The organism is Microcystis sp. M061S2, assembly GCF_020245605.1.
Taxonomy (GTDB): domain Bacteria; phylum Cyanobacteriota; class Cyanobacteriia; order Cyanobacteriales; family Microcystaceae; genus Microcystis.
Genome location: NZ_JADBUP010000117.1, coordinates 1 through 22,325 on the forward strand (window position 1 = coordinate 1; position 22,325 = coordinate 22,325).

21 protein-coding genes, 1 tRNA gene and 1 pseudogene are annotated in these 22,325 nt (G+C 41.3%); 7 read left to right on the forward strand and 16 right to left on the reverse strand.

Annotated elements, in window-relative coordinates:
- Window positions 1–152 precede the first annotated feature (152 nt).
- From IM475_RS18550 to IM475_RS18565, 4 genes are all read right to left on the reverse strand, one after another.
- Window positions 153–782: a DUF3782 domain-containing protein gene (locus IM475_RS18550; protein ID WP_287728705.1), complete on the reverse strand. Its 630-nt coding sequence runs from the start codon at window positions 780–782 to the stop codon at window positions 153–155.
- Window positions 783–919: 137 nt separating this feature from the next.
- On the reverse strand, window positions 920–1,774 hold the full coding sequence (purU, locus tag IM475_RS18555; protein WP_287728706.1) for a formyltetrahydrofolate deformylase: 855 nt from the start codon (window positions 1,772–1,774) through the stop codon (window positions 920–922).
- A gap of 121 nt (window positions 1,775–1,895) precedes the next feature.
- Window positions 1,896–2,471, reverse strand: coding sequence for a (2Fe-2S) ferredoxin domain-containing protein (locus IM475_RS18560; RefSeq protein WP_287728707.1), 576 nt, complete (start codon window positions 2,469–2,471; stop codon window positions 1,896–1,898).
- Window positions 2,472–2,593: 122 nt separating this feature from the next.
- Window positions 2,594–2,758 carry an Asr1405/Asl0597 family protein gene (locus tag IM475_RS18565; RefSeq protein WP_287728708.1) on the reverse strand — a complete coding sequence of 55 codons (165 nt, stop codon included), beginning with the start codon at window positions 2,756–2,758 and terminating at the stop codon, window positions 2,594–2,596.
- Between the two features lie 221 nt (window positions 2,759–2,979).
- Here IM475_RS18565 and IM475_RS18570 point away from each other — a divergent pair, with 221 nt between their 5' ends.
- Window positions 2,980–3,819: a reverse transcriptase-like protein gene (locus tag IM475_RS18570; RefSeq protein ID WP_287728709.1), complete on the forward strand. Its 840-nt coding sequence runs from the start codon at window positions 2,980–2,982 to the stop codon at window positions 3,817–3,819.
- Between the two features lie 194 nt (window positions 3,820–4,013).
- Here IM475_RS18570 and IM475_RS18575 read toward each other — a convergent pair whose 3' ends face one another.
- The 4 genes from IM475_RS18575 to hisF form a co-directional block, all read right to left on the reverse strand.
- Window positions 4,014–5,111: an AI-2E family transporter gene (locus IM475_RS18575; RefSeq protein ID WP_287728710.1), complete on the reverse strand. Its 1,098-nt coding sequence runs from the start codon at window positions 5,109–5,111 to the stop codon at window positions 4,014–4,016.
- Window positions 5,112–5,241: 130 nt separating this feature from the next.
- Window positions 5,242–5,314: transfer RNA gene (locus IM475_RS18580), tRNA-Ala, on the reverse strand.
- A 118-nt stretch (window positions 5,315–5,432) separates the two neighbouring features.
- Window positions 5,433–5,633 carry a hypothetical protein gene (locus tag IM475_RS18585; RefSeq protein WP_287728711.1) on the reverse strand — a complete coding sequence of 67 codons (201 nt, stop codon included), beginning with the start codon at window positions 5,631–5,633 and terminating at the stop codon, window positions 5,433–5,435.
- 244 nt (window positions 5,634–5,877) lie between these two features.
- Window positions 5,878–6,642, reverse strand: a complete 765-nt coding sequence (hisF, locus tag IM475_RS18590) for an imidazole glycerol phosphate synthase subunit HisF (protein ID WP_104395539.1) — start codon at window positions 6,640–6,642, stop codon at window positions 5,878–5,880.
- A 23-nt stretch (window positions 6,643–6,665) separates the two neighbouring features.
- Between hisF and ruvB the strand changes: the two genes are divergently transcribed.
- On the forward strand, window positions 6,666–7,742 hold the full coding sequence (gene ruvB / locus IM475_RS18595; protein WP_287728712.1) for a Holliday junction branch migration DNA helicase RuvB: 1,077 nt from the start codon (window positions 6,666–6,668) through the stop codon (window positions 7,740–7,742).
- 379 nt (window positions 7,743–8,121) lie between these two features.
- Window positions 8,122–8,898, forward strand: coding sequence for an RNA polymerase sigma factor SigF (locus tag IM475_RS18600; protein WP_287728713.1), 777 nt, complete (start codon window positions 8,122–8,124; stop codon window positions 8,896–8,898).
- A 98-nt stretch (window positions 8,899–8,996) separates the two neighbouring features.
- Here the strand turns inward: IM475_RS18600 and IM475_RS18605 are convergent, their stop codons facing one another.
- The 3 genes from IM475_RS18605 to IM475_RS18615 form a co-directional block, all read right to left on the reverse strand.
- A complete protein-coding gene (locus tag IM475_RS18605; protein WP_287728714.1) occupies window positions 8,997–10,157 on the reverse strand; it encodes an aminotransferase class V-fold PLP-dependent enzyme in 1,161 nt (386 codons plus the stop codon).
- Window positions 10,158–10,174: 17 nt separating this feature from the next.
- Window positions 10,175–10,348 carry a hypothetical protein gene (locus IM475_RS18610; protein ID WP_287728715.1) on the reverse strand — a complete coding sequence of 58 codons (174 nt, stop codon included), beginning with the start codon at window positions 10,346–10,348 and terminating at the stop codon, window positions 10,175–10,177.
- A gap of 115 nt (window positions 10,349–10,463) precedes the next feature.
- Window positions 10,464–11,597, reverse strand: coding sequence for an RNA polymerase sigma factor, RpoD/SigA family (locus IM475_RS18615; RefSeq protein ID WP_287659856.1), 1,134 nt, complete (start codon window positions 11,595–11,597; stop codon window positions 10,464–10,466).
- A gap of 591 nt (window positions 11,598–12,188) precedes the next feature.
- On the opposite strand from IM475_RS18615, the gene priA reads away from it, so the two are divergent.
- On the forward strand, window positions 12,189–14,678 hold the full coding sequence (gene priA, locus IM475_RS18620; RefSeq protein WP_287728720.1) for a primosomal protein N': 2,490 nt from the start codon (window positions 12,189–12,191) through the stop codon (window positions 14,676–14,678).
- A 53-nt stretch (window positions 14,679–14,731) separates the two neighbouring features.
- Here the strand turns inward: priA and IM475_RS18625 are convergent, their stop codons facing one another.
- The 5 genes and pseudogenes from IM475_RS18625 to IM475_RS18650 form a co-directional block, all read right to left on the reverse strand.
- A complete protein-coding gene (locus tag IM475_RS18625; protein ID WP_287659855.1) occupies window positions 14,732–15,646 on the reverse strand; it encodes a DUF4351 domain-containing protein in 915 nt (304 codons plus the stop codon).
- A gap of 483 nt (window positions 15,647–16,129) precedes the next feature.
- A pseudogene (locus IM475_RS18635) lies at window positions 16,130–18,283 on the reverse strand (tetratricopeptide repeat protein).
- Window positions 18,284–18,457: 174 nt separating this feature from the next.
- Complete coding sequence (locus IM475_RS18640; RefSeq protein ID WP_287728718.1) at window positions 18,458–18,724, reverse strand: type II toxin-antitoxin system RelE family toxin; 267 nt, start codon at window positions 18,722–18,724, stop codon at window positions 18,458–18,460.
- A 3-nt stretch (window positions 18,725–18,727) separates the two neighbouring features.
- Entirely contained in the window at window positions 18,728–18,925 is a 198-nt protein-coding gene (locus tag IM475_RS18645) for a hypothetical protein (RefSeq protein ID WP_045358504.1), read from the reverse strand.
- A 156-nt stretch (window positions 18,926–19,081) separates the two neighbouring features.
- Complete coding sequence (locus IM475_RS18650; RefSeq protein ID WP_287659851.1) at window positions 19,082–19,582, reverse strand: hypothetical protein; 501 nt, start codon at window positions 19,580–19,582, stop codon at window positions 19,082–19,084.
- A 203-nt stretch (window positions 19,583–19,785) separates the two neighbouring features.
- Here IM475_RS18650 and clpS point away from each other — a divergent pair, with 203 nt between their 5' ends.
- The 3 genes from clpS to IM475_RS18665 all read left to right on the forward strand — a co-directional run.
- On the forward strand, window positions 19,786–20,073 hold the full coding sequence (clpS, locus tag IM475_RS18655) for an ATP-dependent Clp protease adapter ClpS (RefSeq protein ID WP_002738526.1): 288 nt from the start codon (window positions 19,786–19,788) through the stop codon (window positions 20,071–20,073).
- Entirely contained in the window at window positions 20,066–20,896 is an 831-nt protein-coding gene (locus IM475_RS18660) for a CPBP family intramembrane glutamic endopeptidase (RefSeq protein WP_287659850.1), read from the forward strand. Before clpS ends, IM475_RS18660 begins: the two co-directional genes overlap by 8 nt.
- 52 nt (window positions 20,897–20,948) lie before the next feature.
- Window positions 20,949–22,325, forward strand: a 1,377-nt coding sequence (locus IM475_RS18665; RefSeq protein ID WP_287728719.1) for an ammonium transporter, incomplete at its 3' end; no start/stop codon positions are given.

Sequence of the window (22,325 nt, forward strand, 5' to 3'; positions counted from 1 at the left end):
AAGCGATCGTTCAAGCCTTTAGTCAGATTACATTGCGAGACATCCATCACTGGTTTACCCATTGTTGCTATTGCGATACCCCTTTTAAAGAGCCTACCTAGTCATCCATGCTGTACCTCATTCAACTGAAACCCGCTATAGTACAGGGTTATTTAATAGGTTTGAGGTTGAAAATTATCGGGAATATCTAATTCAAATACTTGGTCATGAATCCGAGCCACATAAAGCCCTTCTTGCAGAATTTTTTCGCGTAATTCTGGGGATAAATCAACCGCCGCTAATATGCCATAGAGTTTTTTATCCTTGTGTTCAGGAAAAAAGCGGCGAAACCGTTGCAAAATACTTTTTAATTGAGTAATATCTTCCTGTCTAGCATGACTTTTAACCTCAACGATATAAGCAGTATTTAGATCACCATTGGTATAGGCAAGAACATCAATTTCTAGGTGTTGTCCTTCTTTACTGACTCGCACACTGGGACTGATAACTTCCATGCCAAATTGTTGTCTGAGAATCGTTTCCATTGAAGGAAGGGCAAGTCCTTCGGTAAAGCTGCCGAATTTGGCACCGAGTCCCCCAATTTGTTTGCCCAGTTCTTTGAGTTGTTTGTCAGTTTCTTTCTGTTGTTGGGCGTTTTCCTTCTGTTGTTGACTAACTTCCTTCAATAGTAGTTCAGTCTCCTTCTGTTGTTGACTAACTTCCTTGAGTTGTTTGTCAGTTTCTTTTTGAGCAGCAGTTAATTCGGCTAAGAGTCGCCATACATCTTCGGATGTGGTTGCCATAGATAATTTTTTCCTTCTGATCTGGTCTATTACTATTTTAGTCAATTGCGCCGGTACTTCCTAATTTTTAAGCTTCAATGCTCTCTTTTTTGTCAAGTACATCTTATCCCATTTTAGATGAGCTTACCCTAGCAACCTTAAGCGAATACTACCGTGCGATTGGCATAAACCAAAACGCGATTTTGCAAGTGTAAACGCACCGCTCGCGCTAACACCACCCTTTCTAAATCCTTACCTTGACGAATTAAATCCCCTACGGTATGGCGATGGCTAACTCTGACCACATCCTGCTCGATAATTGGCCCCTGATCGAGATCGGCAGTGATATAATGGGCGGTGGCTCCAATAATTTTTACTCCTCGATCGTAAGCCCGTTGATAGGGATTAGCTCCCGCAAAAGCTGGTAAAAAAGAATGATGAATATTGATAATATTGGGGAAAAAGTTAATAAAATCTGGGGTGAGAACCTGCATATATTTAGCTAAAATCACTAAATCTATCCGGTATTCTCGCAGTAACTCTAATTGTCTGGCTTCCTGTTCAATCTTGGTTTCGGCGGTAACGGGAAGATGATAAAACTCAATACCAAATTGATTGGCAACTGAGTGTAATTCTGGATGATTGCTAATAATTAAAGGAATTTCCGCCCTAATTTCTCCCGCCTGTTGTCGCCATAATAAATCGAGGAGACAATGATCCTGTTTTGTCACCCAAATAGCTAGACGCGGAACAGTATCGGAAAAATGTAAGGACCAACTAGCCTGCAAAGGTTTGGCAATAGCGGCGAAAGCTGGTTCGATCATCCCACGGGGCAAATTAAACCCCTCTAATTGCCATTCTATCCGCATCAGAAACAATCCCGCCGAAAAATCCGTGTGTTGGTCGGCGTGGATAATATTGCCGCCATTAGCGTAGATAAAATTGGCGATTTTCGCCACCAGACCAATCTGGTCGGGACAAGAAATTAACAGGGTTGCAGTGGCAGCAGTCATAAATTATCGGCGGCAAGAATTGACTTTTTCTACCCCTAATTTATTACAATTTTAGGCACTTCGTCCCTTTGATACACAAAAAAGATCGTTTGTCAACAGCGATCGCCGATTAAATTTCCGGTTAAACTGATAGGCTATTCCCTTGCTCAGAAGTGGCAAAATGCCGCTCGATCAGGGAGGGGACATCTTGGGGAACTACCTGATTATAATGCTTTTTATCGGGCATAACCACCAGATTCGGCCCTTTTTTGCACTGTTTTAAACAGCCAGTTAATTTAATATTCACCGCTTCTCCCAGTCCTTTTTCCTCCAAATCACTCTCTAACCTTTGGCAGACTCTCGCACCGCCATTTTTCCAACAATCGGACTTCTGACAGATTAAGACGGTGGCTTTTTTAGCTTTTGCCGGGGCGACTTCTGGGGTTTTTTCGCCAGATAAATGCTCGATCCCTAGTACCCTCAGTTTTAATTTTCCCTTTTTTGAACAAAGACTACTTTCTCCCGTCACTTTTAGCCATGAGTGGAGAGCAATATTGAGAGGTATGTGGTCTCGCAGTGTTTTTTCGGGCTTAAACCAATATTCTCGTTTATCAACACTGATTCTCAGGTATTTTACCTTATATCCGTCCTTGAGGACAAAACCGAGGAATTGACCGACCACTTGAAAGGGAACCATGCTAGTTACAGATTTTGACATACTTTCTCACTTTTTACTCTCAGATTGCTAATTTTTCTCAAGGATTATGCCTGCCAACAGGTTTCCAGCCAAGGGATTAAACAGCCTCGGGAAGCCTCTACCTGTCGCAGGACAATCCACAGCTATAAAAGTTGAGCGTAGGCATCAATGCGAACCTGCAAAAGCTGATGGAGCGAGCATTGACATTCAATGTTTAGGGCCTGCATCTGGTGGTAAACCTGCCAGGGATCCCAAGCACTAATATTGAAGATTTTCTCACCTTCCGATGGCCATTTGTCTATACCCATGGGGCTTTTAATTGAGAACTATTAGCAATATAACTCTAGGCTGCTGTTCTCAGTATAACCGACAACTGCAAATAATTATCAATAACCTGAAGAAAAAAAGTTACCCGGCAGCGGCGATCAGCTAAAATCTTGCTTGTCCGCTTTGTCGATCCCGGAATCGCTACCGCCTACAATTGTCAAAGGGATAAAAATGGAGATAACAAGATTTATTGACGAAAATTATGGATAAAAAAGCTCAAAAAACTGATAATTCAGCAGTTCTCTATTTTGATGGTGGTTCTCGCGGCAATCCAGGGAGAGCAGCCGGTGCAGCGGTAATAGTTTTAGCCGAGGGTAATTCCTTGACTACGACTAGATATATGGAGAGAGCCACTAATAACGAGGCTGAATACACGGGATTGATTATTGGATTGGAAAAAGCCCAAGAATTAGGCTTAAAAAGCCTAGAAATTCGGGGAGACAGTCAATTAGTCATCAATCAAGTTAAGGGAGACTGGAAGGTAAAAAGCGATAGTTTACGTCCCTTTTATCAGCGTGCTTGTCAATTAGTCACCCAATTCGATCGCATTAGCTGGCGCTGGATTGAACGAGCTAAAAATAGTGTGGCTGACGCTGCCGCTAATCAGTGTATGGATGCGGCGAAAAAATCGCCAGAAAAACCCGAGGAAGGTGAAACTAATCTCGATATTCTGCTCCAATCCCTGAAACCAGTCTTAAATACCGAAGAATTCGTTTTTTCTTCCCTAACAGCAACGGGACTAGAACAGCTACAATTAACTCCTATCTGCCAATTTCGGGAAGAGGAAGGCATAACGGTGATTATTCCCCGTCAGCAGGCTGATCGCACAAGATTGCAGTACAAATATATTTATAGACAAATTACTCTTTCTGTGCATTCTAGTTTAGCGGCGGTGGGATTTTTAGCGGTAATTAGCGAGAAACTGGCCGAAGCAGCAATTAGCGTCAATGTCATTTCTGGTTATTATCACGATCATTTATTTATCCCTAGGGATAGGGTGACAGAAGCGATGGCTATTCTCGAAGAAATTAGCCGCTCATAACAGTTATCAGTTATCAGTTATCAGTTATCAGTTAGCAGATGTGAGTTTTCAATTCACTGATACTAAATCTGGTTATTAAAAACTGATTATTTATTCTACCCTTTGCATGAGTGTCTCTTGCATGAGTGCCTCTCCTCATAACTAGCCTATACTCAAGAGATTTAGTATGATTAGTGAAAAAACAGGATTTATGATTATTTGCTCTCCTCCGAGGAATTTTTCACCGTTTCTTCTAGGAAAACTACTGGTTCTTTTTCCCGCTGCTGCGAGCGGATGATATCGATGGTACTTTTCAGCACACTAGCGATGGGAACTGCTATCAATAAACCGAGAATTCCTGCCACTTTGCCACCGATAAAAAGAGATAGAATAATCCAGACGGGATTAAGTCCGATCATACCTCCCATTAGCCGAGGGGCGATGACATTATCATTAATTTGACCGACAATAATAGTCAGGGTCAAAACTTTTAACCCTAGCCAAAAATCTTGAAACATCAGTAGGGTACTAATGCCAATAATGGTGAAGGCACTGGCAAAAGGAATTAATGTAGTTAGACCGATCGCCACCCCGAATAATAGGGCATAATCAACCTTGAGAATCACAAAAACAAAAATTTGAGCAAGGCTGAGAATTCCTGCTAAAATGGTTTGGCCGGCAAAATAGGTTTCAAAAGTTTGACGAATAATCGTTCTTAATTTTAAATTCCAGGGAGCAGGAATCCAGCTAAAAATTCCCTCCCAAATTTGTTCGCCATAGAGAACAAGAAAGACGGTTAGAACCAGAACAAATAGAATGTTTAGGATACTGTTGATAGTTCCCAGCACAAAGCTCAGTAATTGAGTGCTAAGAGTTTGTAAAACATTGGTTAGTCGTTCCGATAACTGGGTGATTGATTGCTCGATATAAATCGCATATTTCTGAGTTTTATCCCACTTTTCTAAATTTTGTATCTGTTCGGTTCCCGACTCGATCCACTGGGGCAAACTATTGATTAAACTGCTTAATTGCTCGACAATCTGGGGAATTAAAATTAAACCTAAAACAATCAAAATTAATAGGGCAATTAAAAAGACAATAGCGATAGAACCACTGCGATTAACCCCGCGTCTTTGCAGCAGTTTGATGGGAACATCTAAGACAAAAGCTAGTAAACTAGCAGTGACAAAAATACTGACTAAGGGTTCTAGGTAGCTAAATAATTGGAATAATAACCAACCATTGAGAAATAAGAGCGGAAAAACTAGACTTAGCCGCAACCAACGAGGTAGTTGCTTAAAAAGCTCTATCATATAACTAATTTTGTCCTGAGAGAGTATCGAGGTAAAAAGAGACTTTTCTAACCAGAAATCCTCTTTCAATCTAGCATCTCCTCGTTACTTTTTTGGTTCCAGTAACCCTGAAACTCTTATCCTAACTGTATGGAGCTAAGCGGATTCGAACCGCTGACCCCCTCAATGCCATTGAGGTGCTCTACCAACTGAGCTATAACCCCTTGAAGACCATTTTTGAATATAGCTTAAATAGAATCATTTTGTCAAGGGGTGACGAGAAAAAAATTTGTCACTCCAAAGGCGATCGCTCATTGACAATGGTGAAACAATTGCCCCCATTTAGACAGGAGCCGAAATTTGGGTTAAATAGGTTAAACAGTGACCGATGAGGAAATAAACTACTAACATAGCCACTGCCGCTGCTGCCACTAAGGTTCCCGCCAGCATCAAGGAAAACTCTTGCTTGTCGAACGCTTGCTGCATTAGATGCAATGACCAAGCCACAAGACCGAGGTCAAAGATGAGAATCGGAACTAACATATTTTAAATTTTGTTAACTTTCCTCTATTCTAATACATAATTTTCCCTGGGGATAATCGGAGGGAAGTTAAAAACAGGGATTTTTTGCCGGTTTTTTGATCGCAGCTGTCAGCCGTCAGCCATTGACTTTCAGTAATAGGTGTAAAGCTTGCTCTTCTTGGGTTGCAGCCTAAAGAAATCCTTTTCCCGAAAAAGCGACTCAATCCCTAGATTAAGTTCTGCAAATCTGTCCCTCATTTTCGGGCTAACGCACGGGTACTTGTTGATTTTGCAGATAATTTTTGACCTCAGCGATGGTTAATTGACCATAATGGAGCAAAGAAGCCAATAAAGCCGCTTCTGCCCGGCCTTCCGTCAATGCTTCGTAGATATGCTGACAATTACCCGCTCCTCCCGAAGCAATCACAGGAATCTCCACCCTTTCAGCGATTGCTTTTGTCAATTCCAGATCATAACCCGCTTGCGTGCCGTCGGCATCCATACTGGTAACTAACAACTCACCTGCCCCGCGTTTTTCCACTTCTTGGGCCCATAATAAAGCATCAATACCCGTATTTTCGCGTCCACCCCGAACATAAACCTCCCAACCGGGGTTATGCACATCCTTACGTCGTCTAGCATCGATCGCCACCACAATGCACTGTTTCCCAAAGCGATCGCTGGCTCGATCAAGCAATTCCGGCTCGCGCACGGCAGCCGAGTTAATGCTGACTTTATCGGCCCCGGCTCTTAACAAATTTTTAATATTTTCTAAGGATTGGATACCGCCGCCCACGGTCAGAGGAATAAAAACCTGTTCCGCCGTGCGATAGACTACATCAATAATCGTGTCGCGATCTTCATGGGTAGCAGTAATATCAAGAAAAACCAACTCATCGGCCCCTGCCTGATTATATAAGCGGGCTAACTCCACGGGGTCGCCAGCATCCTGAAGATTGACAAAATTAACCCCTTTCACTACCCGACCTTTATTGACATCCAAACAAGGCAAAATCCGTTTCGCTAACATATCCTAGACTCTTGATTGTAACAATGGCTATCAAACGATCGCACAATTCCCCCCTGGCTGCCGAGGAAAATCTGCTCACTCCCAATCCCACTATAGAAGAAACGGAAAAAGCAGAAGCGCAGATTCGTCCGCAATCCCTAGAGGATTATATCGGTCAACAGGACTTAAAAGCTAATCTAAAAGTCACCATCGCCGCGGCCAAAGCTAGACAAGAAGCGATCGATCATTTGCTCTTCTACGGACCGCCGGGGTTAGGAAAAACCACCATGGCTTTAATTTTAGCGGCTGAGATGGGAGTAAATTGCCGCATTACCGCCGCCCCCGCTTTAGAGCGTCCCCGGGATATTACCGGCATCCTGATCAATCTTCAACCCCGGGATATTCTTTTTATCGACGAAATTCATCGACTGAATCGGGTGACGGAGGAGTTATTATACCCAGCGATGGAGGATTATCGCCTAGATGTGACGATTGGTAAGGGTCAAGCAGCGAAAATTCGCAGTATTTCTTTACCTCCCTTTACTTTAATCGGTGCTACTACCAAAGTTGGCTCTTTAACTTCGCCTTTGCGCGATCGTTTTGGCATGATTCAACGTCTGCGTTTCTATACAGTTGAGGAATTGACGGCAATTATTCTCCGAAGTGCCACTATTTTTAATATTCCCATGACTGAAGCGGGTGCGATCGAAATTGCCCGTCGGAGTCGGGGAACTCCACGCATTGCCAATCGTTTATTAAAACGGGTGCGCGACTATGTGCAGGTGAAGGGAGAAACTATGATTACCCCCCAGTTAGCCGCTGAGGGATTAAATCAATTAAATGTGGATTCTATGGGTTTAGATTGGACCGATCGATTAGTATTAAAGACGATGATCGAACAGTTTCAAGGCAGACCCGTGGGATTGGAAGCGGTAGCGGCAGCCACGGGAGAAGATGCCAAGACGATCGAGGAGGTGTATGAGCCTTATTTATTACAAATAGGTTATCTTAATCGTACTGCCCGGGGTCGCGTAGTGACGGCAGCCGCCTACGAACATTTAGGTTTACTGGCGAAATTGCCGAAAAATGAGGATCGGAGTTTACCTTTGTTCGAGTTCTAGTTTTCTGGATATTACAGCGTTTCTCCGATAGATGAGCTAAGTTTTTGCGACTGAAATCCTTACTTCGGCAAGGTTTAATCTATACTTCACCTTGACGAGAAAGGCTGTAGGAATAATCTGGTCGCTTCTGTACCTTCTCAGTTAACAATTCTTATTGCGCTGACTAATTACAGCGTTTTAGCTCACTTGTGTCTTTAAATACTGCCTTGACTGCTTGAAATCACACAAGCCCTTGTGTAAAGACCGTATGATGAAGATCGTAGTAAGTTACATTGTTGTCATTGCCTGCCGCTTCTCATCCAGACTGTATTGGGATTGGTCAAAGCTATGCAATAGTGATCTTTTATAGTCAATAATTTTTTAAGTCTGTTAGCGCACTATGTCTGTCCTAAATAAAGAAAATCTTAAACTGGAAACTCTTAGCCTGTTTCAAAAATACCAAAAAACAGGGGAGAATAAGTTACGGGATCAAATTATACGGTTAAACCTAGGATTAGTCAGAAGGGAAGCTCATCATTGGGTCAATCAATGCCATGAAAACTACGAAGATTTAGTGCAGGTTGGCTGTATGGGGCTAATTCGGGCGATCAAGCGTTTTGACAGCAGCAAAGGTCATGCTTTTAGTTCCTTCGCTATTCCCTATATTCGCGGCGAAATTCAACACTATTTACGCGATAAAGGTTACACGGTTCGGATTCCTCGTCGTTGGTTAGATTTAGGCAGACAAGCGACAAATATGCGTCGGGATTTCCAAACTATCCACAATCGTCAACCCAATGATACGGAAATCTCCCTCGCTTTAAATATTTCGCTCAAAGAATGGCAAGAGGTAAAACTGGCTTTCCAAAACCGTGAACCCCTTAGTCTCGATGCGACGGTTAATAGCGATGAAGATAATAATACTTGTTTAAAAGACCTCATTCCCGATCCTGGTTATCGCAGCTTTCAACTTTGTCAAGAGGACTGCATTCGTTTACAACAAGCACTGGCTCAATTAGAAGAGAAAACCCGTCATATTCTCGAATTTGTTTTCCTTAAAGATCTTACTCAACGGGAAACTGCCGAACAATTAGGCATTAGTGTTGTTACCGTCTCCCGTCGGGTGAAAAAGGGTTTAGAAATGCTCAAGGAAACCATGCTCCAAGAGGCATTTTAGCCCAATTATTCGGTTATCATAGCAAGTCCGTTATTAACTCCCAATTCAACTTTAAAAACTCGGTTATGGATTTTTTTCCCTGCTCTGATGCTCCCCGCTTATCTTTGCTCCAATAGCAAGTAATTTAAAACCCCAGCTAAATATTCATACTGCTCGATCGAATTATAGTAGTGAGCAGAAATTCTCACAATTAATGTTGCTTCTCCCCAGGGAATTATCGGCACTTCAATCTGATATTTTTCCCACAGTTGTCTAGATAAATCTTCTGCTGCCCAAGCATAACTAGGAATTAGAATGGAAGACATCGATCCGATCATTGATTCTGGACAGGGATAATTGACCTCTAAGGCATGACAAAGCAAATTTCTGGCTTTTAAAACCAAATTACGATTCGTCGCCATCAGACCTAGTAAACCATCAATAGAGAGAGAATTTAAAAACTCGATCGCTTTTGGCACCGATAAATAAGCACTGGGATCATCGGTTCCCATCCAAGCAAATTCTAACTGAAAACGGGAGCGATCTTGTCGAGGAGAATTGGCACCATGGCTAATAGTTAAAGGTCGAATTATTGCCTGTTTATCCCCGCGCACATAGAGAAAAGCTGACCCCTTGGGACTACATAACCACTTATGACAATTAGCAGTATAATAGGTGGGATTAATTGCCCCGATATTAAGGGGTAAAAAACCTAAAGCATGAGCGCCATCGATGAGAGTATCAATACCCCGATTATTTAATTCTTGCACAATTTCTGCGATTGGCCAAATTAAGGCCGTGGGACTGGTGACATGATCTAAAACTACTAATTTTGTCCGGGGAGAAACTGATGCTAAAATTGCTTGACCAATTTCTAAAGGGGACTGCACAGGAAAGGGAATTTTAGCGATAATTACCTTTAAACCCCATCTTTTAGCTATATGTTTAACTGCATTAGCACAAGCATTATAGGTCTGATCGGTGATCAGAATTTCCTCATTTTCCTGAAAAGTTAAGGAATTTAATACCGCATTTACTGCTGTGGTTGCATTGGGAACAAAGACTAAATCATCGCTATTTACTCCCACTAAATCCGCTAATTTTTGCCTAGCAATATCTAATAAACCCTCTAATTCTCTCCCCAAAAATGCTAAAGGTTGCCTTTCCATTCGTTCCCGCAATTGTTGCTGATAATCCAAGACTATTCTAGGGGTTGCACCATAGGAACCATGGTTGAGAAAATAAATATTATCGGGAATTAACCAAGAATTTTTGGACATATTGAATTAGTTTGATTTTATTCAGAACTAGAAAAAATAATAGCTTCATCTATTTTTTGCCGAATATCTTCTCTCCATTCCGCATCAGTTATTTGTTCGTATTCATCGAGTAACTGCAAAGCAAAGTCAATGACTTTTTCGGGAGATTGATATTTTCCCTTTTTCACTTTCCGTTGGAGATGTAGGTTCATAGGTATTATGACCATCTACTGAGAAAATCAGCTTGATCTTAATTTTAAGCTAAATATCGACAAAAAAAGCTCTCCAGGAAAAAGGAGAGAGGAGAGAACGAGTTAGAAAAAATTATTAATGTAACCATCCTTTCAGACGACGCGCGACTTGAGGACGACGTAATTTTCGCATCGCTTTAGTTTGAATTTGACGTACTCGTTCGCGAGATAAATTGAACATTCCCCCCACTTCCTCTAGGGTATAGGGTTGACTGGTAGCTAAACCATAACGGAGGGAGATAACATCTTTTTCCCGTTCGGTGAGAACATCACTTAAAACTGCGAAAATTTCTTGACGCATCATCATCTCATTCATTTTATCTTCGGGAAGTTGTAGATCATCATCTTCCAACAGATCCACTAATTCCGTATCTTCTCCTTTCCCTACACGATGATTTAAAGAGAGAGATTGACGACGCAATTGTAATAATTGCCGCAATTGTTCGGGAGTTATTTCTAACGCTTCCGCAAGTTCCCGTTCATTGGGATTGCGCTGTAAATCTTGCTTGAGAATGCGCTGCGCTTTTTTGAGTTTATTGAGTTTTTCGACAATGTGAATCGGTAAACGAATTGTCCGCGCATCGTTAGCAATAGTGCGGGTGATTGCTTGTCGAATCCACCAATAAGCATAGGTAGAGAATTTATAACCTTTATTGGGATCGAATTTTTCGGCCGCACGGTTGAGTCCGATCGCACCTTCTTGAATTAAATCTAGGAAAGGAACCCCGCGATTTAAATAGCGTTTAGCGATGGAAACCACCAAGCGCAAATTAGAACGAATCATTTTCCGTTTAGCTGTTCGTCCGCGATAAAGACGGTTTTCCAGTTGACGTTCATTATCTAATTCTAAAGCGATCGCCCATTCCGTTTTTGTCGGGGGACGATGTAAATTTTCTTGCAGTTTTTGGCGCACTTCTTCCGCTTCCATCAGAAACTTAACCGAGTAGGCTAATTCAATTTCTTCTTCCGCATTAAGCAGCGGATAACGCGCCATTTCTTTAAAAAATGCCCCAACAGTATCTTCATTGCTGCCTTTATCGTATCCAGTTCCACTACCCCCACGAGTGGTTTTTAGGGTTTCTGGTAAAGATTCAGTCAGCTCTTCGTCAGTTCTTTCAGCAAAATCCACGCTGTCTAGTTCTAAAGGATTTGTCTCAAGGGCAATGATTTGATTAAAATTATCATCGGCGGCCAGTTTAGAGATTTTCATAAGCAGTTATGGATGGAGTGGGGTTATAATAGCGGGAAAAACTTAGTTTCTCCCAATGGGCTGATTGTTACATTGAATTTTCGGGGAGCAGATTTTTTAAACGTTTTCTTAATTAATGGCGGCAATTTCTGGGATATAATTGCGCGATTCTGTGTCGATGGTTACAAATCGCCGAACCAGACAATAAGATTTTCTGGTGAATAGGGGAGACTTTTAGGTTTTCCACTTATACAATCTAACTAAGGTTTTTGGTATTTGACTAGGTAAAGATCACGCTTCTTAACAATCAAGATAGCAGTCAGCTTTTTATTACTATTCTTCGCTTTTTCTATTGAGAACCATTCTCACCTTTTGACTAACTACGCTTTGCTGAATCCGCCTTAATTATCATTAACTTTATCAATGCTTAAGGGTGGATAAAAATTCTTTTGGGAAGACTTCACTAGCTAAAAATCAAAATTTATGGGCAAAAAAGCAATATTTAAACTGTTTTTAGAGAAAATTAACTGGTTTTATTCCCCTCAAGCTTTAAACTATAATTTAAATACCCCATTCTCCCCATCACCCTATCACCCCATCTCCCCACTGACTATGCTCGATCGCCATGCTACCCTGACTGTAGCGGAACCTCGCACATCTTACCAATTAACCACAACTGGACAACCGTGGTTAGAGGTTTTGGTCGATCGCCCTTATCCTAGAGATAGTCAAGAGGATCAGCAAATATTAACCTATAGTATCCCCCCCGATTTAACGGTAGAAATTGGCGATATTTTAAGCGTTCCCTTCGGTTCTCAGGTAATTGGGGGAATTGCTCTTAGATTTCTCGAAAATTTGCCCCCAGGACTAGAAGAAAATCAAATTCGTCCCGTGGAAGATGTGATTACTAAGGGCTTTTTCCCCGATAATTATTGGCAGTTATTGACGAAAATCGCCCAATACTACGCAACGGATTTAATCACCGTTGTTCGCGTCGCTTTACCTACGGGTTTACTGCGAAGTTCCCAACGTCGCATCAGATTAAAACCAGAAGCGATTCCCCCCGGTGCGGAAGTTTTTTGTACTCCTCTCTCCCGTCAGATTTTATCCCTGCTCAAAAATCAAAAAGAAGGCGATTATTCGGCGAAATACCTGCAAGAAAAAGTAAAAAATGCCAATTACGGTATCCGAGACTTAGTTAAGCGCGGTTGGGTAGAAAGTTATCTAGAAGCGCCCAAAAGTCCCAATATTAAGCTAAAAAAAGCCATTACCCTGCTAATAACTGACTTTCCTGCTGATTTAACCGAAAATCAGCGCAAAATTGTCGAAATCTTACGCCACCAGGGAGGAGAAATGTGGCTGCCAGAATTGGCACAACTTGCGGGGACAAAACATTTTAAACCGCTCATTGACAAGGGTTATGTGGTGATTCAAGATCGAGAATTTCTGCGCTTATCCTCGGCGATTATGAGCAGGGATCAACCAAAAACACTCACTTCTAGTCAAAAACAGGCTTTAGAAGCCATTCAAACCCTAAAAGGTGGTGAAAGCGTCCTCTTACACGGAGTGACGGGATCGGGTAAAACAGAAGTTTATCTACAGGCGATCGCACCTGTCCTGGCAGCGGGTAAATCTGCCTTGGTTTTAGTCCCCGAAATTGGATTAACACCGCAACTAACCGATCGCTTTGTGGCCCGTTTTGGCGATCGAGTCTATGTTTATCATAGCGCCCTCTCGGAAGGAGAAAGATACGATACTTGGCGACAGATGTTGACAGGAACCCCGCAAGTTATTATCGGGACGAGATCGGCGATTTTTGTCCCTTTACCCCATCTAGGCATGATTATCCTCGATGAAGAACACGATAGCAGCTTTAAACAAAGTCAGTTACTCCCCACCTATCACGCGCGTACCGTGGCTAAATGGCGCTCTCAATTAAACCATTGTCCCGTAATTTTAGGCTCGGCCACGCCATCCCTAGAAACATGGCTAGAATCCCAAGCTAATCCCCGTCTTTACCTATCTTTGCCCGATCGCATCCAAAATCGCCCCTTACCGCGGGTGGAAATCGTCGATATGCGACGGGAATTGCAACGAGGCAATCGTTCTCTGTTTAGTCAATCCCTGCGTTCAGCGCTGGAAACCCTGCGCGACAAGGGAGAACAGGCAATTTTATTCGTCAGTCGTCGGGGACATAGTACTTTTGTATCTTGCCGAAGTTGCGGTTATGTGCTAGAGTGTCCCCAGTGTGATGTCTCTCTCTCCTATCACCACACCGAACCGGGAGCGCAAGAATTACTCCGCTGTCACTACTGCAACTATGGTCGCATCCATCCGAAACAATGTCCTGAATGCGGTTCTCCCTATCTAAAATTTTTCGGTACTGGCACTCAGCGAGTCACCCAAGAATTAAGCAAAGAATTTCCTGATTTGCGCTGCTTGCGTTTTGATAGTGATACCACCCGTAACAAAAATGCTCCCCGGGAACTATTAAAAAAATTTACTGATGGTGAGTTTGATGTCTTAGTCGGAACCCAAATGCTCACCAAAGGATTAGATATCGAGCGAGTTACCCTAGTAGGAGTAATGGCAGCCGATGGTTTACTTTATCACTCCGATTATCGCGCCTCCGAACGCGCTTTTCAAACCCTCACCCAAGTAGCAGGGAGAGCAGGAAGGGGAGAAACAGAAGGAAAGGTAATTATCCAAACCTATACCCCCGAACATCCCGTGATTAGAGCAGTGCAAACCCACGATTATGAGGGTTTTGTCGAGACGGAATTAATGCAGAGAGAGGGTTTAAATTATCCTCCCTACGGCAGTTTAGTCTTAATTCGCTTTAGTGGTTTAGATGGGGAAGCAGTGCAGAAAAGTGCTGAAAATGTCGCGGAGGAATGTGTTAATAATTTTGGTTCTGATTGGGATATTTTGGGACCTGCACCCGCAACAATTATGCGCGTGGCTAACCGTTATCGCTGGCAAATTCTGTTAAAATTATCGGGAGAAAAGGCTGATATCGGTCGTCTTTTTCTTCCCCTAAAAAGCTTAGTTTTACCCAAGGTAAGTATGGCGATCGATGTGGACCCCTTGACGATAGAATAATCAGGGATGGATAATGCGCTCGCAACGCGCTCGCTACGCGAGATCGCTATTGTTCACGGGTGCAACCAGTTATCTAAATCCGTCAAAGTGTTAAAGTCTAATAAGGCGAGTCCTAAGTCTTCTAATTGCTCCACAGGAAGGTTACGGATGGTTTCCTCAAGATTTTGCGGTATTTCACCGAAACGTCGCTGAAGAAGTCTAATAACAAGATTGGCCTCTTGAATTCTACCCTGTTCAAGACCCTGCTGTACACCTTGTTGAATACCTTGCTGAACCGCTCGTTCCCTATCCTGTTGGTAAAGTGGAGCTAAACGCATAATAAACTCCCTATCCTCCTGTGTTTTTTTCGATAACGCTTCTAAATTTCTACTCAAATTATACAATAAGTTTAAGGAAGCCGATTTTAGGGGATTATTCGGTGATAATCTGGTTAATTCATCGATAGCTCTCTCTCTTGTTCCTCCTCTACCCAATAATCTTAACCATAATGTCTCTGGGATTGCGGGTAACTGATGAATGACGACAATCGCTGTACCGAAACCCTCCGGGAGAAAATAAACCCCTTCTCCCCAATTGGGTTGTAATTGAGCCGTAAACAGAGATAAAATGCGCTCACTAGCTGTGGGAGTGAGAATCCATAACCTAGGTATCTCCCCCTCTGATATTCTCTGTTTATTTCTCTTTGCTTCTCTCTGGAAGATTTCACGGATAGCAAAGCGCTTGGACAGACAATCATTGATACCATCAAGGGTAATCCCATTGCGATAGGGTTCCAATAAACAGGGATTTTGGCATAATTTGCCTAATAGTCCTAACTGAGAGGGAATTTCAGAGATATTAGGATTAAAATACACATCAATTTCTTTAATTTCTGAGGTGACTTCTTTGCTGACAACTACTGTACCGTAGGGAGAAAGAAGGGTTTCTAAGAAGTCTTTGCTAAATTTATCCCAAATAAAGCGAGTCATTTCAGTTATCAGTTACCAGTTATCAGTTATCAGTGACTACCACCTAAGCTCGGTAGCTTGAAAAAGGTTAATTGCCTCAGTTGCTGATTTTAGCCTCCAGATTAATCATCGAGAATTGAGCAAGCGATCGCATTTATGATCTGATTCTAATTTATTGAGGGTCAGTAAGAATAGTGATAATTGACATTTCTCAAGATTTTATCTCCGACTACTGATAATTAACATTAACATCGACAAAAAAACTTTCTAAAATCTGCTTAGATAAAGATAAATATTGACATTTGCTGTTAAATTAGTCAGCTTATCGCCTCTGCTAAAGATGCCTTCTGGCAATCAAACCCCAGAAAACCAATCGCGTGAACTGATTGAAGAAAAATTGCGTCAAGCGGGATAGTCTATCAACCTCAATGGCAGTTTAAAACTCCTTTCTAGCAAGAATTTACTAATATTAAGCCAGCACTATTTAACGGATATATCTTTTAATTACCTGATACTTTTTAAGAGATTAACTATCTCATCGGGGAATCTTTGCTGTAATTCTTCATCGGATAATCGCGACAACAGAATCATAAAATTTTGCCTTACTTTTTGGGTATCGGGATGATTTTCTCCTAATCTTTCTTGATAAATAGCAATAGCTCTCACATACAACGGTTCCGCTTCTGCGTATCTGCCTTGGTATTTGTATAATTCTGCTAAATTATTGAGACTGGTAGCAACATCGGGATGGTTTTCTCCTAATCGCTGTTCCCGCAGAGAAAGGGAGCGCTTATACAACGGTTACGCTTCTATGTATCTGCTTTGAAATTGGTACAATCCTGCTAAATTATTGAGACTGGTAGCAAAATCGGGATGGTTTTCTTCTAATAGCTGTTCTTTCATAGAAAGGGAGCGCTTATACAACGGTTCCGCTTCTGCGTATCTGCCTTGGTATTTGTATGATTCTGCTAAATTATTGAGACTGGTAGCAAAATCGAGATTGTTTTCTCCTAATAGCTGTTCTATCAGAGAAAGGCATCTCTTACACAAGGGTTCCGCTTCTATGTATCTGCCTTGGTATTCGTATAGCACTACTAAATTATTGAGACTTTGTGCAACATCGGGATGGTTTTCTCCTAATAGTTGTTCCCTTAGAGAAAGGGAGTGCTTATACAACGATTCTGCTTCTGTGTATCTGCCTTGGCATTGATATAATAGTGCTAAATTATTGACACTGGTAGCAACAATGGGATGGTTTTCTCCTAATCGCTGTTTTATCAGAGAAACGGAGCGCTTATATAAGGGTTCCGCTTCTGCGTATCTGCCTTGGCAGCGGTATAATCCTGCTAAATTATTGAGACTGACAGCAACAATTGGATGGTTTTCTCCTAAGCGAGATTGGATTTCTTCACAACATTTTGTGAAGGGAACTGCTGCTAAATCATATTCTCCCTGTCCCTTATAAAACAAAGCTACCCCAAGAAACACCTGAATTAAATTATCTTCCGGGTTGGGAATATCATCTAACATGGTTTGACTGACAAGTTGCAGATGGGGAATTGCGGGAGTTACTGCTGCAATAATCTCCCTTGTGGGGGTTTGCGGGATATTTTCGGCAATGGTTAACAAAGTTTCCACAAAAGCGCATCGATAAAGAGAATTTTTCTCAGGAATTGCCTGTAATTGCTGTTGAAAAAATTCTCTCACGAGGGGATGAATCCGATAAAAAGAATAGTCCTCATCCACGGGTTGCATCAGATGAGAATTATCCAATTGTCCCCGCGCTTCTTCTAGTTCGCTTTCGGTAATTTCCGTGGATTTTGCCGTATCTTCTAGCAACGTCCAAGCAATAGCCACTGGTGCGAATAAACTCAACAGCATTGCCACTTTTTGAACAGCAGAACTTAAATCATCCCAACTGATTTTAATTGCGGCTGCTACCCCTAAATGTCCATAATCTCTGTGGTTTCTTTCCTTAGTTAAAGCAGTATGAGCTAAATTTAATTTATCGCGTAAATGGCTAAACTTTAAATGACGATTTTTCGCTAAATATTCCCCCACTAACTCCACTGCTAAGGTTAAGCGTCCTAAAATTTCGTGACAAATATGTTCTACTAAAGCTTTTTCTTGCTCAACTTTAGCAGTACCAACAATTTTGGTTAATAACTCTACACATTTATCTAAGGGTAAAACATCTAAAGCTATAGACTCAAATTCCGTACTAAGACACCTTTCTCTAGTGGTGACTAATATCTTAATCCTAGAATCTTTTGGTAACATTCGATCGGGAATTCGGTCGATATTGGGGACATCATCGAGAATTAATAATAATTTTCCCTGCTGAGGTAGCCAATTTTGCCAATACCAGTACACTTGTTTTGCTAAAGATTCTTTTTTCAATATTTCTGGTAAAGATAGATAGGGACCAGCTAATTTAACTATTTCTTCTGCTAAACCCGATAGTCGCAAGGATAACCAATATTGTGCCGCGTATTCCTGTTGGTATCGTTTCGCATATTCCAAAGCTAAAGCGGTTTTTCCTATTCCCCCTAACCCTTCCACTGCACAAACAATCACCCCTTGTTCTGTTTGCAATTGCTGATGAATTAAGGTTAACTCATCTTCCCTACCGACAAAATTAACCGTACTTTTGCCCACATTACTAGGGACAGCTTGACGTTCTTTTGGTTCGGGAATATTCAGATTAAAAGTATTATTTTGATTGTTATCAGTTCCATCTTGCTCAATATTAATTTTCATTTTTAATTCTCTCTAAAAATAATTATCTTTGCTCAAAATAAATCTAATATAAAATTAATATTAATGAGGTCTTTAAGGAAAATAACGATACATTTCCTTTCGGTGTAGAAGACGAACCAAGGCGACAGTATATTGCTCTAAATATAAACCAAGACGATAATCCCCAATCCGAATGCGATAAAATCCTCGATACCCTTGAATCGCTTTGACATTACGCAACTCGGTTAAACTTTTGGCTGATTCTATCTCCTCAATAATTGCCTGAATTTGTCGCTTAATTTTACGATCTTTGAGATTGCGTATATCGATCTCAAAGCTTTTACGAAATTCAATATTCATCTCTTATTCTTTTAACAAAGTCAAAATTTGATCACGACTGACATTGTTACTATCTTTTCCCTCTTGAATTGCCCTAGCCATAGCCGTATCTTCCAGCACTTCATAAATTAACTCTTTTAGTAAATCCTTTTCTTGTATTAATAACTCATAGAGTAACTCTTTTAATATTGGTTTTAACGCTTCCGCTTGCAATTCTGACATAAATTACCTCTTGTCTTTGATAATAACTATTTTCAATGATAACATTTACTAGGCTTACCTTTCACAGATTAAAGATGTTGTTCTGTGTATTACCGATTCCCGATTGACTAATATTAATTGTCCGCTCGATACCGGCCAAGCTTTTAGAAGGAATACTTACTTTTTTAGACGATTTTTCACCCCTGCAATCGCACGATTAAATATTGGAAAATAACGCTTAAAAGTTGACTCAGTATCTAATTCCGCCTCGTAGGTCAGGGAAACAAAAGGGGGTATAGTAGATATGGCCGCTTTTAATTTGGCTGCTGCCGATCGCTCTGGTTGATTGAGTTTAGCCAGAATTTGATTTAATAATTCTAAGATTTGTGCAGAAGCAAGTTCTGGGGGTGGTTCTTTGGTAATTGCCGTCAATTCTGTGACAATTTCTGCTACCATTACCTCGGCATCAGGAAAGGACGCTTCTTGACTGTCGCTGGCGACTAAATCCCATTTTTCTCGTTCCAATTTTTTAATTTCTATGCGCTTATCGTTTATGCGTTGCTGCAAAAGAACTTTATCTTCTGGACGCGCACCTGTCCACGCATCGCGGATTCCCGCTAATTGTTGTTTTAAGCGTTGAATATTGTCTTCGAGGTTTTGTAATTCGTCAGTAGCCATGGGAAAATAAGCTTAAATTAGCCAATTAATTCAATTATGATCTATCCATCTAGAAATGTCATTCCTTTAGCTGTCCCTCACTCCCCAACACCCAACACCCAACCCCAAGGATCACAGAAAAAGCCTAGCTCAATCTGGAAATTTTGATTATGATCATTAGTAATTGACCTTTATTTGTGATATAGATTCAAAGGAGAGACACGGTGTCCACAGAAGTCATCGAAAAGCGTTCCACAGCGACAATCCGTAAACCAGCACCGCGTTATCGCGTTTTACTCCACAATGACGACTTTAACTCGATGGAGTATGTGGTTCAGAGTTTAATGCAAACGATCGCCGGTATGACGCAACCCCAAGCAGTCGATATCATGATGGAAGCGCACACGAATGGTACAGCCTTGGTGATTACCTGCATCCAAGAACACGCGGAATTTTACTGTGAAACCTTGAAAAATAAAGGTTTAACCAGCAGCATCGAACCCGATGAATAAAAGATTACGGGTAATTGCCACTTACCCAGTCCCCCTGCGACTGGGAATTTTTATTTTGCTCTTACTTTTTCTCTGGTTGCCGATCGCACTTCCCCTCTATCACTTTTTTGCCACTAATGCTAATCTGGTCTCAATTTTGACCCTTTCTGTTCTCTATCTGGAATTTTTGGGGTTATCTCATTGGTGGGGACGGACAATTTATGGTGATGAGGGATTAGCTGATTATGGGTTGATTTGGCGAAGAAAAACGCCGATAGAGTTAATTAACGGCTTGGCGATCGGTTTATTTTTCACTTTCTCGCTTTTTCTGTCCCAAGCGTTCCTAGGTTGGTTAAATTTCTTACCCACAAATCCCCAGATCGGCAAAATCATCCTGGAGGGGTTTTTAGTCGCTTTAGCGGTGGGTTTTGCCGAAGAATTACTATTTCGGGGCTGGTTACTGGGAGAATTAGAAAAGGATTACAGTCCCGCTATCGCTCTAGTGATTAGTGCCTTAATTTTCGCTCTTGCTCACTTTATTAAACCTTTAGCCGAAATTATCCGCACTTTTCCCCAATTTCCTGCCTTAGTCTTGCTAGGATTGATTCTCGGTTGGGCAAAACGCGCTTGTGGTGGTAGTTTGGGTAAAAGTATCGGTCTGCACGCGGGTTTAATCTGGGCATACTATATATTAAAGGTGGGTCAGTTAATTAAATACACTGGTACTGTTCCCGATTGGTTAACTGGAATCGATAAAAATCCTTTAGCGGGAGTGATGGGTTTACTTTTCCTGACAATTCTCGCTATCTGGATCAGAAAAAAAGCAGTTTTGAGTGAACGATAGGGGATTAAATCAATTACTATAAAGGGGAAATTGCCCATAAGAGTTATAACCGATGAATCAACTATTATCTTTTCTAGAATATCGCCCGCGTTTGCGTAATATCCTATCTTTTTGTTTCTCTCTTATCGTCATGCTGTTGATCGGTGTAGGCAAAGTCACAGCACAAGATTTAAATAATTCTACTGTGGATTTAGTTGCTAATCTCTGGATGTTAATAGCTGGCTCTTTAGTATTCTTTATGAATGCGGGTTTTGCCCTGCTGGAAACGGGTTTTTGTCGTACTAATAACGCCACTAATGTCTTAGCTAAAAACCTAATTGTCTTCTGTATTTCTGCCTTAGCTTATTGGATGTTTGGTTTCGGTTTAATGTTTGGTAATACATCCGCACTAAGGAATAGTTTCTCTGGTGGTACAGGATTTTTCTTGGAAATTTTAACCCCTAATAATGAATACAGTCAATTCCAAGAGGTGTGGAAAGGTCTTTCAATTGCCACTTTATTTTTCTTTCAATTAACTTTTGCGGGAACTGCGGCGACCATTGTATCGGGAGCAGTGGCAGAAAGGGTTAAATTTTGGGCATTTTTGCTATTTAGTTTCTTTTTAGTCGCTTTTTCTTATTCTCTTACAGGACATTGGATTTGGTCATCGGAAGGATGGTTATATAACTTATTTAAGTTTCGAGATTTTGCTGGTTCAACGGTGGTGCATTCGGTGGGAGGAATGGCGGGATTAGTGGGTGCTTGGTTACTAAAACCGAGAGATGGACGCTTTGGTTATAATCGCAAAACCGATAGTTATGAAGAAAAAGAAAGGGGAAATTTTGCCCCCCATCAGTTAGGATTTGCAACTCTTGGTTGTTTCATTCTTTGGTTAGGATGGTTTGGTTTTAATGGTGGTTCGGCGGTAAATTTGAATGATGTCCCCATGGCAATTACCACCACGATGATTGCCGCTGCCGCTGGGGGATTTTTGGCATTAATTTTTAATCCTTTAATTGGCCGCAAAGCCAATTTATCCACCATTATTAATGGCATTTTAGGAGGGTTAGTGGGGATCACGGCATCATCAGGTTATGTTAATATCAAATCAGCTATTATCATCGGTGGCATTAGTGGCATTATTATCTTATTAGGAGAAGAATTATTAATTAAAACTAAAGTAATTGATGATCCAGTGGGAGCAATTCCAGTACATCTTTTTTGTGGTTTTTGGGGAACAATAGCGGTGGGGTTATTTAGTAATAAAAATTCGGGAGAATTCTCCCTTGGATTAACACAGGATAGTCCTATATCTCAAGTCGCTTTTCAATTTTTTGGATGGATTGTAGTCATGGCATTTACTTTTATTTTTAGTTTAATTCTCTGGCTAATTATTGGCAATCTCCTCTATTATATGCAAATAATTGTTTTACGTCAAAAAAACCCACAG